General features: G+C 48.1%; 13 protein-coding genes, 2 pseudogenes and 1 other annotated feature. Of the genes and pseudogenes, 9 read left to right on the top strand and 6 right to left on the bottom strand.

Annotated features, from left to right (window positions below; genetic code table 11):
- Positions 1-84: 84 nt before the first annotated feature.
- The 4 genes from M5E81_RS00180 to M5E81_RS00165 form a co-directional block, all read right to left on the bottom strand.
- On the bottom strand, positions 85-447 hold the full coding sequence (locus M5E81_RS00180) for a DUF1667 domain-containing protein (protein WP_009145284.1): 363 nt from the start codon (positions 445-447) through the stop codon (positions 85-87).
- Positions 448-459: 12 nt separating this feature from the next.
- Positions 460-1,728 (bottom strand): NAD(P)/FAD-dependent oxidoreductase, encoded by a 1,269-nt coding sequence (locus tag M5E81_RS00175; protein ID WP_009145285.1) that lies wholly within the window; start codon positions 1,726-1,728, stop codon positions 460-462.
- A gap of 2 nt (positions 1,729-1,730) precedes the next feature.
- Positions 1,731-3,194: an NAD(P)/FAD-dependent oxidoreductase gene (locus M5E81_RS00170; RefSeq protein ID WP_040565033.1), complete on the bottom strand. Its 1,464-nt coding sequence runs from the start codon at positions 3,192-3,194 to the stop codon at positions 1,731-1,733.
- Between the two features lie 207 nt (positions 3,195-3,401).
- The gene (locus M5E81_RS00165; protein ID WP_249747562.1) at positions 3,402-4,139 is read right to left on the bottom strand and encodes a phosphatase PAP2 family protein; all 738 of its coding nucleotides are present in this window, start codon (positions 4,137-4,139) and stop codon (positions 3,402-3,404) included.
- Positions 4,140-4,289: 150 nt separating this feature from the next.
- On the opposite strand from M5E81_RS00165, the gene M5E81_RS00160 reads away from it, so the two are divergent.
- Entirely contained in the window at positions 4,290-4,847 is a 558-nt protein-coding gene (locus M5E81_RS00160) for a hypothetical protein (protein ID WP_009145289.1), read from the top strand.
- A gap of 107 nt (positions 4,848-4,954) precedes the next feature.
- Here M5E81_RS00160 and M5E81_RS00155 read toward each other — a convergent pair whose 3' ends face one another.
- The gene (locus M5E81_RS00155) at positions 4,955-5,758 is read right to left on the bottom strand and encodes a MetQ/NlpA family ABC transporter substrate-binding protein (RefSeq protein WP_249747561.1); all 804 of its coding nucleotides are present in this window, start codon (positions 5,756-5,758) and stop codon (positions 4,955-4,957) included.
- A gap of 74 nt (positions 5,759-5,832) precedes the next feature.
- Positions 5,833-6,084: a binding site (T-box leader), on the bottom strand.
- 619 nt (positions 6,085-6,703) lie between these two features.
- Positions 6,704-8,152 (bottom strand): annotated as a pseudogene (locus M5E81_RS00150) (recombinase family protein); the annotation flags it as partial.
- Positions 8,153-8,316: 164 nt separating this feature from the next.
- On the opposite strand from M5E81_RS00150, the gene M5E81_RS00145 reads away from it, so the two are divergent.
- The 8 genes and pseudogenes from M5E81_RS00145 (at position 8,317) to M5E81_RS00100 (ending at position 14,041) form a co-directional block, all read left to right on the top strand.
- Positions 8,317-8,535, top strand: a complete 219-nt coding sequence (locus M5E81_RS00145; RefSeq protein ID WP_002604486.1) for a hypothetical protein — start codon at positions 8,317-8,319, stop codon at positions 8,533-8,535.
- Between the two features lie 128 nt (positions 8,536-8,663).
- The gene (locus M5E81_RS00140) at positions 8,664-9,608 is read left to right on the top strand and encodes a DUF6017 domain-containing protein (protein WP_021748558.1); all 945 of its coding nucleotides are present in this window, start codon (positions 8,664-8,666) and stop codon (positions 9,606-9,608) included.
- A gap of 36 nt (positions 9,609-9,644) precedes the next feature.
- Positions 9,645-10,118 carry a PcfB family protein gene (locus M5E81_RS00135; RefSeq protein WP_006775667.1) on the top strand — a complete coding sequence of 158 codons (474 nt, stop codon included), beginning with the start codon at positions 9,645-9,647 and terminating at the stop codon, positions 10,116-10,118.
- Positions 10,115-10,913 (top strand): annotated as a pseudogene (locus tag M5E81_RS11360) (recombinase family protein); the annotation flags it as partial. The gene M5E81_RS00135 and the pseudogene M5E81_RS11360, both read left to right, overlap by 4 nt.
- A 116-nt stretch (positions 10,914-11,029) precedes the next feature.
- On the top strand, positions 11,030-12,319 hold the full coding sequence (locus M5E81_RS00115) for a DUF4368 domain-containing protein (protein WP_249747558.1): 1,290 nt from the start codon (positions 11,030-11,032) through the stop codon (positions 12,317-12,319).
- A gap of 78 nt (positions 12,320-12,397) precedes the next feature.
- A complete protein-coding gene (locus M5E81_RS00110) occupies positions 12,398-12,592 on the top strand; it encodes a transposon-encoded TnpW family protein (protein WP_249747557.1) in 195 nt (64 codons plus the stop codon).
- Between the two features lie 133 nt (positions 12,593-12,725).
- Positions 12,726-13,022, top strand: coding sequence for a P-loop NTPase family protein (locus tag M5E81_RS00105; protein ID WP_070087571.1), 297 nt, complete (start codon positions 12,726-12,728; stop codon positions 13,020-13,022).
- A 185-nt stretch (positions 13,023-13,207) separates the two neighbouring features.
- Positions 13,208-14,041, top strand: a complete 834-nt coding sequence (locus M5E81_RS00100) for a methyltransferase domain-containing protein (RefSeq protein ID WP_002584969.1) — start codon at positions 13,208-13,210, stop codon at positions 14,039-14,041.
- Positions 14,042-14,160 lie beyond the last annotated feature (119 nt).

The raw sequence follows: 14,160 nt of genomic DNA, 5'->3' as shown, positions 1-14,160 counted from the left end.
GCAGTTTTACACTACGCAGAGTAGTGCAACTGCAGCTCTTTCAATTTTTACTATATTATATGTAACAGAAGAATCCTCAGCTGATTACATATCACGGCTGGCGATAATATCTACACCAAGGCCGAGAATATCCTTAACTACAACGTCACCGGTTTTAATCGGAGCGGTAACCTTTACGCTACGCAGAAAGCGTGCGCAGTCCAGGATGCGTTCCTTCGGCAGTACGTTAGCGGATACTACAGGCAGCAAAGGCAGCATACCGCCTTCTACAGCAACGGTAGAGGTCAGCATACGCTTCGGAGCAGTAACTTCATCGTTAGCATATTTAGCGCCACGCGGGCAGGTGTTGCCGGTAACATTGGTAACTGCACCATTTTCAATGGTAACAGTCATCTCGCAGCCCATAGGGCACATAATGCAGTTCATAACACGAGTTTCAACAGCCATTTTATACCCTCCTTACAGCACCAGACCTACGGTAACTTCGTCACCGATCTGGGCAAATTTTGCAGCCGGAATTTCTACGGCAATCATTTCACTGGGCTTTGCTACGGGCAGAGGACGGCTCAGCAGAACGTTGTCGCCGCTCTTAACCTCCAGCTTAACTTTGCGGTGCGGTGCAGCAACACGCATGAACAGCTTAACCTTTTCGTCAGCAGGAATTTCTGCAGGCATGGTCAGCTTCTGCGGTACGCAGGTACGTACGCCGTCAATAGCCTTTACGGTTACGGTACGGTTCTCGGTAGCCATTTTCTCCTGAGCCTTCAGTGCAGCATATTTGCCTGCGATTTCAGCTTCTTCGGATACAAAGTCAACCAGGTCATGTACGTGTACTACGTTGCCGGCAGCAAAGAAACCGTCTAAGCTGGTTTCACGATGCTGGTCAACAACCGGACCGTTGGTCAGCGGGTTCATTTCCAGATCAAGGCCGCGGGACAGCTCGTTCTCAGGAATCAGACCTACAGACAGCAGTACGGTATCGCACTCGATATCAAATTCAGTACCCGGAATCGGAGTCATGCGCTCGTCAACCTTAGCAACGGTGATACCGGTTACGCGCTCTTCACCATGGATAGCAACGATGGTGTGGGAGAGGTACAGAGGAATATCATAGTCGTTCAGGCATTGAACGATATTACGGGTAAGACCGTTGGAGAAGGGGCAGATTTCCAGGCAAGCCTGAACCTTGCAGCCTTCCAGGCTCATACGGCGAGCCATAATCAGGCCGATGTCACCGCTGCCGAGGATAACGATTTTGTGACCCGGCAGATAGCCTTCCATATTAACCATACGCTGAGCAGCGCCGGCAGTGAAAACGCCTGCGGGACGCTCGCCCGGAATACGGATAGCGCCACGGGTACGCTCACGGCAGCCCATAGTCAGGATAACAGTTTTGCCTTCCAGCTTCAGCAAGCCTTTTTCCGGATTAACGGCAATAACGGTTTTATTGTTTTGTACATCTAATACCATGGTATCAACCAGGGTTTCGATTTCAGGTTTATCAGCAACGAGCTCGATGCAGCGATGTGCATAGCCGGGGCCGGTCAGCTCTTCCTTGAAGTGATGCAGACCGAAGCCATTGTGAATGCACTGTTGCAGGATACCGCCGAGTTCGCGGTCACGCTCGATAACAACGATTTTTTTAGCACCATTCTGCCATGCGCTGTAAGCAGCAGACAGACCGGCAGGGCCACCGCCAACAATAATTACATCATATAATTGGTTCATTATTATTCCTCCCCGCCATCTGCAGAATATTTTTCGTAGAACATATTGGAATCAGTACGTTCTTTTAATACTTCGGGAACAGAAATGTTCAGCTCGCGTGCCAGAATCTGGGTAACACGCGGACCGCAGAAGCCACCCTGGCAACGGCCCATGCCTGCACGGGTACGGCGTTTTACACCGTCAACAGTGCGTGCGCCTACAGGAGAGTTGATTGCTTCTACAATTTCGCCCTCGGTAACAGTTTCGCAACGGCAGATTACGCGGCCGTACAGATTGTCTTCGGCAATCTTGGCAGCCTTTTCATCAGCAGTCATATAGTTGAATGCTTTATGCTTCGGCAGAGCAGCCTTGAAGTCAGCCTTCTTGGCAGCGCCGCTTACACGGGCAATTTCGTTGGCAATCAGCTCACCTACAGCAGGAGCTGCGGTCAGACCTGGAGATTGCATACCGGCAGCATTGTACAGGCCTTCAACCTTTTCGGAAGGACCGAGTACGAAGTCACCGGTGCTGGAAACGGCACGCAGGCCGGCAAATTCGGTAATAGCTGCGCCCATCGGCAGGTTCGGTATCAGCTTCTTGGCAGAAGCAATGATTTCATTCATGCCGGCAGTGGTAACAGCCTTATCTTCTTTGGAATCCTGCTCATTAGCGTTAGGACCTATGAAGGTGTTGCCGTGGGTAGTGGTGCAAACCAGAATACCCTTGGATTTTTTGGTCGGAGTGGGGAATACCACGCCGTAAACCAGACTGCTGCAGGCAGTCTTATCAAACAGAATATATTCGCCCTTACGCGGAGTGATGGTAAAGGTATCATCACCGGCCAGCTTAGCGATTTCGTCAGCATAAACACCGGCAGCATTAACCACATATTTAGCAGCAATAGTGCCTTTATTGGTTTCTACACCAGTAATTTTGCCGTCTTCCTTAACGAAGCCCAGTACCTTGCAGTCGCGGATAACTTCTGCACCGTTTTGTACAGCGCATTGAGCAAAAGCAATAGCAGCACCGAACGGCCAACATACGCCGGCACTCGGAGCCCACAGAGCACCCTTGACAGTGGTCAGGTTAGGCTCCTGCTCAAGAACTTCTTCTTTAGACAGGATTTGCAGGCCTTCAACGCCGTTCTTTTTACCGCGTTGCAGCAGCTCCTGCAGAGTCTGCATTTCCTCGTCGGTGGTTGCAGCAACCAAGGAACCGGTCCATTTAATATCCAGGTCCAGTTCGTTTTGCAGCTCGTGGTACAGAGCGTTGCCACGAACGTTGGTAATAGCTTTGAGGCTGCCGGTAGGAGCGTCAAAGCCAGCATGAAGAATTGCACTGTTAGCTTTAGTAGTGCCGATAGCGATGTCCGGCTCTTTTTCCAGCAGAACGCATTTCAGGTCATACTTGGAAAGCTCGCGCAATACAGCAGTACCTACAATGCCGCCACCAATAACGACTACATCAGCAGATTTTACAAATTCCATTCCGTCACTTCCTTGCTGAATTTTCTCATAAAAATACATCTAAATTTTATCACAAATCTGCAAAAAATAGAAGAGGGAAGCGAAAATAAAAAAGTCCATAGTGGGACATGATATGCCCCGAAGACATTTCCTTCATTATATACAAAAAAGCTGCTGCCATTTCAGTCTTACTGTAAGAAAAACTAAAAATGGCAACAGACTGAAATTTTACTCTCTCTTTTTCACAAACCATCTAAGCGGCAGCTTTTTCTCCAGCCAGCCGATAAAGATATCTGAAAGCGGTGTCAGCAGAATCCAGCTTAAAACAAGCAGGACAAAAGAAACGGAGCCTACGAAAACATCGGTAAACCAATGCGCACCGCCCATAATACGGGGCAGAGAGAAAATAATAAATACAGCCAGTGCTTTAACAAAAGCGTCCTTGCCGATATATTTCCACATATACACAGCAAATATCAACAGCATCATGCCATGGTCACCAGGGAAGCTGCTGCCGGAACAATCCTTGGCAGGCCAGCCGCTCAGCTGGCTAACCCAGTTTACATTATGATACAGCTGGTCAAAATAAACGGAAGCGCTTGCACGGTCAATCGGCAGCAGCTTATCAAACTGCTTAATGATTACCGCACTTACCAGCATCGCAACACCGATACAGAACAGCCAGCGCTTGCCTTCAACATTGCTTTTGCGGTAATAGCTGTAAAAAATCGCCAGCATCGCCACAAAGGCCACCACATCAAAGGCACGCAGATTAACAAAAGCGATAAAATAAGTAAAGGCCGTTCCCTGCGCCAGCTTCTGGTTAAAGAAATAAAAGACACTTTGGTCCAGCGCCAGCCAAGGTCCGTGATAGCCGGCGGTAGGGGTGCTTGCCAGCCAGCTTCCCAAAAGCAGTGCTCCCAGGATATTACAGATAATTATCCAAATCAGGTTATTTTTCTTCATATAATCTCCTCGTATTTAAATATCCACTGTTCCTCAGATATCACCTAAAGTTCAGTTAACAAATTTACGTAAATATGATACCATATTATTGAGGATTATATAAGTCTTTTATGTAGATTTTTCCCATCAGCTTCCAAAGGAGGGAGAATTATGCGCAAACTGCTTTTACTGTTAACCTGCTTACTGATGTGCTGCTGCAGCGCGCTGGCGCTCGCCGCAGATAAAACTAAGGCTGCCGATGATCTGAACGCAATCAAACCGATGGAAACCATCAGTGCGGCAGTAATGAATGACCGCCTGCAAGCCGGCAATAACGAAGACCTGCTATATGTAAAAATAAAGGAGGACAGGGTAGAGGTTTACCAGGGATTGGCAACAGACCGCTCTTTGCGCAAGCAGCTGATTTTAACCATGCCCAATACCGAAATGCTGCGCTTATATACCAATAACAAGGCTACCTTTGCGCAGATGAACAAAATGCTCAGCGATTACGAAAGCTCCAACGCCAACTTCAACGGCTATAAGATTATCACCGATAAGGATACGCCGAAAAAGCTGGAAAACGGCGGTAAAATCTATCGCTTGTGGTTTATGAAGATTGAACGCGAAAAGCAAAGCCGCAGGGGTGGCTGGAACTTCCCGATCGGCATAGGTATCGGCATCGGCGGCGGCCATCACCACGGCCCCTGGATTGGAGTAGGGTGGTAAAAAATATACCTTATATAATGAAGAAAAGCACGGGTATCTGCCCGTGCTTTTTTGATGTATGTAAAACTATAGCCTTTTATCTATATCAATATATCGCTACATAAATATTAAAATGCAGGCTCAATGGTTCCTTTATATTTATCGGCAATAAACTTCTTCACAGCCTCGGACTGATAAGCCTTCACAAAAGCCTTATAAGCCTCTTTATCCTTATCCTTGTTGCGGGCAGCAATAATCATTACAGCCAACGGCTCGTCCTTTGGCTCAAGGAAGATATTCTGCTTTTTAACATCCAAGCCACCGCTCATTACATAGTTCATGGTAATAGCCGCAGCATCAACATCAGCCAGACTGCGCGGCAGCTGTGCTGCCTCCAGCTCCTTAAATTTCAGATGCTTGGGATTATCGACAACATCCTTCGGTGTAGCCTTCATGCCAACGCCATCCTTCAATTTCAACAAGCCGGCACGCTGCAACAGCAGCAGACCGCGTCCGCCGTTTGTCGGGTCGTTAGGAATAGCAATCGTTGCACCGTCAGGAATATCCTTCACATCATGCAACTTATCGCTGTAAATGCCCATGCGCATTAAAATAGCGTTGCCGATGGGCACAAGGTCAGTCTTATTAGTCTTGTTAAAGTTATCCAGGAAGGGCTTATGCTGATAGCTTACCAAATCCAGCTCGCCATCTGCCAAAGCTTTGTCCGGTGTAACATAATCCGAGAACTCCACAACCTGTACCTTCAGGCCACTTTTAGCCGCTTCCTTGGCTGCAGCCTCCACAACCTCGGCATGCGGACCGGCGGTAGCACCAACCTTAATCGTTATTTGAGCCTGTTTGTCACCGCCGCCGCAGCCTGCCGCCGCCAAAGCCACTACAGATAACGCAATAACCAATAATTTTTTTAACATAATTCATCGTCTCCTTTGCAAAAAGTAAAATAAAAAAAGCCTTCGTCTTATCCATACCGCATTTTCATTATGCAGTAAGGGACGAAAGCAAACTTCGTGGTACCACCCAATTTCACTGCTACCTCACGATAGCAGCCTCCTCAAGTACGCCGGACTAAGCCATTAATACTTCAGCACTGTAACGGGTGCACCCGGACGACCTAAACTTACGCTTCAGCCAATCAGCTCCAAGACCATCTTCGGCAAAGTCTCCTGCACTTCCTTGCACCAAACGGAAGCTCTCTGTGGCAGTACTCCTTGCGTACTCTTCTTTTCATCGCTCGTATATTAACTTGTGAGTAAAAATATACAACTTGTCAAAGCATCTGTCAACAAAAAACAGGAAAATTTTTTCTCAAAGCCTAGTATTTCAATAGATTTGTAAATGATGTTACACAATTTACTTACTTATACAACTGCTATTCTGGACCATGCAACAGAAATATTATTTTTATTTTACATTTCTTCATTATAGCGCCCCGAAATATAATGAAAAGTGTAAAAAGCGCCTATTGATAAGCTAGGTTTAATCGTGTAAATTATCAAGCACCATCACACAAGCAATGCTTGTTGATTTTGTTTCACGCAGTAAAAATTTGACAATATCATGCTAAACAGGTGAGAAGATACCTAATAAAAAATGCAGTAACGTGCATAAAATTACTTGCTGCAGTCCTGATGAAATATCCGCTATCTTGCAGCCTGACCTTGAAAGGAGAAGATGACACTATGGAATTTGCAACAAAATGTATTCACGAAATCGGTGCGTCCGACGCAACCGGTGCCTGTCTGGGAGCACTTGATGCCTGGCTCGTTTGCTTATGTGTGATAAAGAAGCAATAGAAGTGCAAAAAATTTTGCCGTTCCTATCCGACACTTGGCCATTGTGTCGGATAGGTCGGGCGGTTATTCGGGCAAGTCAATCTTGCCGACAAAGCTGTAATAAATCTCAATGTCCTGCCTGCGGGTGCCGTTCTCATCATAGCTGCACTCATGCACCACAATTTTCTCGATCATTTCCCGCAAGAGAGTGGGGGTCAGTTCTTCAAAGGCAAGGTGCTTGCGGACAATGCCCATAAATTTCTCGGCGTTGACGGTAGCTGCCTGTGACTTGTCCAGTTCGGCTTGCAGGGCGGCGGCTCTCTTTTTCAGCTCCGCTTGCTCGGCTTCGTAGTCAGCCGACAGTTCCATGAAACGCTCATCGCTGATTTTGCCGTTTACATTGTCCTCATACAGCCGCTTGATAATGCGGCTGATTTCAGAAATGCGTTCCTGCGCCTGTTCAAGCTGCTTGATGGCTGCGGCGGTCTTTCGCTTGCCGCCGATCTCGTTCTGCTGGACAAGTAGTTTCACAAACCGGCTCTCATGCTTGGCTGCGTATTCGGTCACTTGCCGGAGATTTGCCAGGACACCAGCGGTCAACAGATCGGTGCGGATAAAGTGCGCCGTACAGTTGCGGGTGCGCTTCTTGTAGCTGCCGCAGATGTAGCAGTCCTGTTTGCGGTCTTTGTTCTGATACCGCTGCTGATACAGCACATGGCCGCAGTCGGCGCAGAACAAAATCCCGGAGAACAGCCCCACTTCATCGTAGCGGTTCGGGCGTTTGCGCTGTTTGCGTAACTCCTGCACCCGTTCCCATGTTTCCTTGTCGATGATCGGCTCATGGTGGTTCTCGAAAATGGCCTGCTTCTCGACGGGGTTCTCTATGCTGTGCTTGACCTTATAAGAAGGCTTTTCCGTTTTGAAGTTCACCAGACATCCGGTGTACTCTCGGTTTTCGAGGATATGAACGACGGTGTTGGTCGCCCATTTGCACTCATAGCCTGGGTGATAACGGCGGGTGCTGCCTGTCCGCTGATATTCCAGCGTCCCCGGCGTGGGGATTTGCTGCTCCGTCAGCATACGGGCAATCTTGGTCGGGCCGTTCCCGGCAAGGCAAAGCTGGTAAATCTGCTGCACCACCGGGGCGGCTTCCTCGTCTATAATAAAATTCTCGTCCTCGTCCATCACATAGCCGTAAACCGGCTTGCTGGTAACAGGCTTGCCGCTCATGCCTTTTGACTTTTTCACTGCCTTGATTTTCTTGCTCGTATCTCTCACCAGCCATTCATTGAACAGATTTCGCAGCGGGGTAAAATCGTTGTCCATGCCCTCGCTGGCACTGTCCACATTATCGTTGACAGCGATAAAACGCACACCCTTTTGAGGGAACAGCATTTCCGTGTAAAACCCTACCTGCAAGTAGTTTCGCCCTAACCGGCTCATGTCCTTGACGATGACCGTACCCACTTTCCCGGCTTCAATGTCCGCAAGCATGGCTTGAAATCCGGGCCGCTGGAATAATGAGGTGTGATAGCGATAGCGGCAAAAAGCTAATAAAATCAATGGTTTTGCGGACAGCGGATAGACAGGGAATGTGTTAAAAACTGAATACGCACACAAACGGCGTTACCTTAACCCCTTTGGGGGAGAAAGTAACGCCGTTTTTTTATGCCCGCAGGAAAGGAGGTGCAGCCGGAATGTATTTCACAAAGGGTAAGCAGCGGGCGTTTGAACTGCTCATGCAGCAGAAGCCGGGATTTGACCGCTATCAATCCGGTTGTGCCGGAGATGATGAAGATTGCGGCACTTGCCGTTTCTACCGCCCCGGGTGGAAATATGAGTTTTGCGTTTTCAAAGAGTGTCCCTATTGCCCCGGCAAAAGGACGCGGAAAACGCACGCCAGCATGGACAAATAGACGGGCAAAAGCCCTTGTGCCATGCGGCTTTGCAGACGCGAAAACGGCAAAGGGCATATTGCAATACCAAAACAGCCGAAAACGGCTTTCTAATTGTCCACGCATACCAAGAGAGGAAGTGAGGAAATATGGCAGTTTTCAGAGTGGAGCGAAATACGGGATATACCGTTATGAGCAACCACCACTTGCGAAACAAAGAATTGTCCTTAAAGGCAAAGGGCTTGTTGTCGCAAATGCTTTCGCTGCCCGAAGATTGGGATTATACCCTTGCGGGCTTATCCCATATCAACCGGGAGAAGATCGACGCAATCCGCGAAGCGGTAAAGGAACTCGAAAAAGCCGGATATATCGTGCGCAGCCGGGAGCGCGACGAAAAGGGACGCTTGCGGGGCGCAGATTACGTCATATACGAGCAGCCGCAGCCGCGAGAGCCGGAAGCAGCTACCAGCGGCGGACAGCCGCCTATATTGGATTTACCTACATTGGAAAATCCAACATTGGATAATCCAACGTTGGAAAAACCTACGCAGGAAAAACCTACGTTGGAAAATCCAACGCAATTAAATAAAGATATATCAAGTAAAGAACAATCAATTACTGATCTATCAAGTACCCATTCCATTCCTTTCCATTCCCTAAATCCCTTGCCTTATGAGCAGGACGAAGCGGCTGCGCCGCCGGAAAGGAAAAGAACGGAAGCGAAAACAAACAGTGCAATAGAGATTTATCGGGAAATCATCAAAGAAAACATCGACTATGACATTCTCATTCAAGACCCCAAAATGGATAAAGACCGTTTGGACGAGATTGTAGAAATCATGCTGGAAACCGTCTGCACAGCCCGAAAGACAATCCGTATCGCCGGGGACGACTACCCCGCCGAACTTGTCAAATCAAAGTTTATGAAGCTGAACAGCAGCCACGTTGAGTTTGTTTTGGACTGCATGAGGGAGAACACAACCAAAATCCGCAACATCAAGCAGTATCTAAAAGCGGTGCTGTTCAACGCGCCGAGTACCATTGACAGCTACTATACCGCCCTTGTCAATCACGACTTTTACGGCAGCAAATGAGCATAGCCGCAGTTTACCGGGAAAGGAGTTGATACCTTGCAGGAGGAAGTAACCCAAAAAACGATTGCCCTATCCGTCAACGTGGGAAAAGGCGCGGCAAGGCTTACCGAACAGGCGTTACAGAAAGCAATCAAGAAGTTTTTGGAGCAGAAAAGCAAAGCACCGCATGGGAAACAGACCATGCGGCAGCTTATGAAGCAAAATGCGGGGGTTTCCAACATCGAGATCACCGACAGCAATATCAAAGCCTTTGAGAGTACCGCGAAGAAATACAACATAGATTTTTCGCTGAAAAAGGTTAAGGGCGAACAGACCCGTTACCTTGTGTTTTTCAAAGGCAGGGACGCGGACGTTATGACCGCAGCGTTTCAAGAGTTTTCCGCAAAGAAGCTGAACAGGGATAAAAAGCCCTCTATCCGCAAAGCCCTTGCCGCAGCAAAGGACAAGGCGAAGCAGCTTAACGCCGCCCGCGACAAGGTAAAGAAAATAGACAGGGGGCGCGAGATATGAAGCAGATAAACTACAAAAAGCTGATAATCCCGAATATCCCGTATGTGTTCTTTGTCTATCTCTTTGATAAGGTGGGACAGGCGGTGCGGCTTGCCCCCGGCGCGGATATTTCCGAAAAGATACTCAATATCACACAGGGATTTTCCGAAGCGTTTTCAAATGCCTTGCCGAGCGTTCACCCGTTGGATTTGCTTATTGGCATTGTGGGCGCGGTGGTTATCCGTCTGATTGTCTATTTCAAAGGGAAAAATGCCCGCAAATACCGCAAGGGCGCAGAATACGGCAGCGCACGTTGGAGTGCATAATCTTAAGTGTAAAGAACTCTACATGGACGCACAGGAGGATATGCACATGAATGATTACAACAAAATCACAGCCCTTTACTCCCGCCTTTCCGTAGGGGACGAGGACAGGGACGGCGGCGAGAGCAACAGCATACAGAACCAGAAAATCTTTTTGGAGAACTATGCCAGAGGGCAGCACTTAACCAATATCCGGCACTACATTGACGATGACGAGAGCGGCAGATTTTTTGACCGTTCTGCCTAATCCCGCATGATGGACGATGTAGAGAACGGGAAAATCGGTGTCTGCATTATGAAAGACCTGACACGCTGGGGGCGTGACTATCTCCAAGTCGGCAATGCGATGGAGATATTCAGACGGAACAATGTGCGCTTTATCGCAGTCAACAACGGGATAGACAGCGAAAAGCCCGATACATTGGAGTTTGCGCCCTTTATCAACATCATGTCGGAGTGGTACGCAAAGGACATCAGCAAGAAAGTAAAGACCGGCATTAAGACGAAGGGCATGAGTGGAAAGCCGATTGCCACCGAAGCCCCCTACGGCTATGTCAAAGACCCGGACAACAAGGATTTTGGATAATCGACGAGGAAGCCGCCGAGGTTGTGCGCCTTATTTTCCGTCTGTTTATCGGCGGGAAGAACCGCAACCAAATCGCCGTATATCTGAAAAACGAGCAAATCCCTACCCCCACTTTCTACATGAAAGACCGGGGACGGGGAACGTGTAAAAACAGGACGCTCAATGAGGATAACCGCTATAAGTGGAACAAAGCCACCTTGACCCATATCCTCACGCGGCAGGAGTATTGCGGTGATGTTGTCAACTTCAAGACCACAAAGCACTTCCGCGACAAGCGGAACCACTATGTAGACCGGAGCCAATGGCAGATAACCGAAAATGTGCATGAGCCGATTATTGACCGCACCGACTTTGAAACCGTACAGCGGATTTTAGAAAACGCGCCCGTCAAACGCCCCAACGGGGACGGGGAAATCCACCCTTTGTCGGGCTTGCTTTTCTGTAAGGATTGCGGCGCAAAAATGCACATTCGCATAGATTATCGGAATGGCGGCAAGCGGCACGTTGCCTATTGCAGCGAGTACCACAAGGGGAAAGCCAAAAACCCCAAGTGCCATTCCCCGCACATCATCGACGCAGACTTGCTCATGCAGACCGTCGCGGAAGCGCTAAAGAAAATCGAGGACTACTCTATCAGCAACCGGGCGGAGTTTGAAGCCTTAGTGAAAAAGAGCCTTGCCATGCAGCAGACCGACCAGACCAAGAAACAGCAGAAACGTATCCCGCAAATCACGACGCGCCTTGAACAGATTGACAAGGTGCTGAATAAGCTCTATGAGGACAACGCCCTCGGCACGATCCCGCAAGACCGCTATGAGCAAATGTCGCAGAAGTATTCAGAAGAATACTATGCGCTGAAAGCGGAGCTTGCCGAGCTGCAAGAGCAGCTATCCGCTTTTGAGAACGCGGGCGGACGGGCACAGAAGTTTTTGAAGCTGACGGAACGCTACGCTGCCTTTACCGACCTGACCCCCGCCATTCTCAACGAGTTTATCAGCCGGATTGAAGTGCATGAGCGCGACAAGAAAAGGGCAAAACAAGCCATTCAGCACATCGGGATATATTTCAACTATATCGGCAAATTTGAGAACGAAGTGACACAGCTCGCAGAGCCGACCGAGCAGGAAATCCGGCAAATGCGGGAGGAAATCGAAGAAGCCAAAAAGGAAAAGAGCCGCGCCTACCACCGGCAATATTCAAGGGAGTACCGGGCGCGAAACCTTGAAAAGCAACGGGAGTATGAGCGTATCAAGGCGCGGGAATACCGGGCAAGGAGAAAGGCGCAGACCGCCGCCGCACAGCCCGCACAGTAAAACAGAATAACCGACAACCAAGAGGGATTTTCCGGCTACGGGAAGTCCCTCTTTTGCGCCCGGAGAAAGGAGCCGCCTATGGCAGAACAGAACGGGACACCTCAATCCCCCAACAGTGTTATCACGACACAGAGGGACGGACAGACCATCGTTGCGGAGTTGTTTTTCAACCACAGCGGCACAGAAACATTCCGCGACAAGCTGCTCAAAGTGATACTTGCCGACAGCTTGCAGGACGGTCAAGAGCCGGAAAAAACGAAAATCACGCGATAGGAACCGCCCGGACGAAGAATGGTTCGCCGGGGCGGTTTCTATTTGAAAATCCCCATTTTCCCCAAGTCAAGAGCCGGGAAAATTCCCTCAAAAATGCCCCTCTCTCCAAACGAGGGCGCAGAAAGGAGAGTTTATGCGAACAGGGCTTCCCAAGCAAAAAAAGGTCACAGACATCTGGTTTGATGAGAAAGACCCGTTGATCCATATCCGTACCCACAACACCGACTTGAAGAAGCGGCTTGCCGCCTATGCCGAGCAGCACCCCGATGTGTGCCGCCAGACCGACGCAGACCCGGAAACGGGCTGCATGGAGTTTGACATTGAGAAAGGCCGCTTCTCTTTCCGTCTGACCGCCCCATACAGCGAGGAACGGCGGGAAGCGGCGCGGCGGTATGCCAGAGAGAGCAACGTCGCCGACAGGCTGAAATAGAGTTGAAATGTTCATAGTTTTGTGCTATACTTTTTCTAAAAGCAGAGTAATACTGCGGAATTGATTGGAGGACAACACAATGGTTACATTTATGAGATTAAGATAAAACCGCGAGTTATGTTGCGGTTATCCGTATTGCATAACTCGCTTATTGAAGCAGAGATGTAATTACGGAGGAAAAACAAATGAATAATAATTTATCACGCTTTGCAGACAGCAAGGTTTATTTTCAATGCCCAATTTGCACAAAATCAATGGATATACAAGGCAATAGCCTAATTTGTAGACATGGACATTGCTTTGATATTTCAAGATATGGGTATGTAAATTTGTTGTTAAAATCATCGCCCAAAACCAACTACAGCAAGCGGTCTTTTGACAACCGGCACCAAATTTTGGAGTATGGCATGTATGATGTTGTGTTGGAGAAAATCATACAGTTTATTTCTGATACGCCATCTATAAGAAACATTTTAGATGTTGGTTGCGGCGAGGGTTTCTATGCAAGGCAGATACAGCAAAGAACAGAACGAAACATCTTTGCCTTTGACTTGTCAAGGGAGGCAATACAGATTGCATCAAAAAAAGACAAGCGCAAAGCAGTGAAGTGGTTTGTTACTGACTTATCAAAAATCCCTTTGAAAGACGGAAGTATGGATTGTATTTTAGACATATTTTCGCCTGCACACTACAAAGAATTTCAGCGATTGCTATCTCCTAACGGATATGTTGTGAAAGTAATTCCTACGAAAAATCATTTGAGGGAAATCAGGACTAAAGTGCAAGCACACTTGAAAAATCCAGATTATTCAAATGAGTCTGTCGTTGAATATTTTGAGAAATATCTTAAAACCATTTCAAGAGAAACGGTTTCAGCCACCGTACAGTTGTCATCAGAACAAAGAATGTCGTTTATTGAAATGACGCCGCTTCTCTTTTGCGTTGAAAAAGATTGCGTTGATTGGCGTACTCTCACACATTTGACAATCGAAGCTGATGTTTTAATAGGAATGTATTAAAGGGCGTATTGATATTTAATATTCCCATTTATTGAGCAGAACGGAGTAAACCAAACACCCTAATCAAAAGGACAGCCGAGGAAATCGACTGTCCTTTTTCTATGCCGACAGGTAGAAAG

The sequence above is a fragment of the Phascolarctobacterium succinatutens genome (genome assembly GCF_023497905.1).
Lineage (GTDB): Bacteria > Bacillota > Negativicutes > Acidaminococcales > Acidaminococcaceae > Phascolarctobacterium_A > Phascolarctobacterium_A succinatutens.
This window is presented reverse-complemented; position numbering and strand designations above follow the sequence as displayed.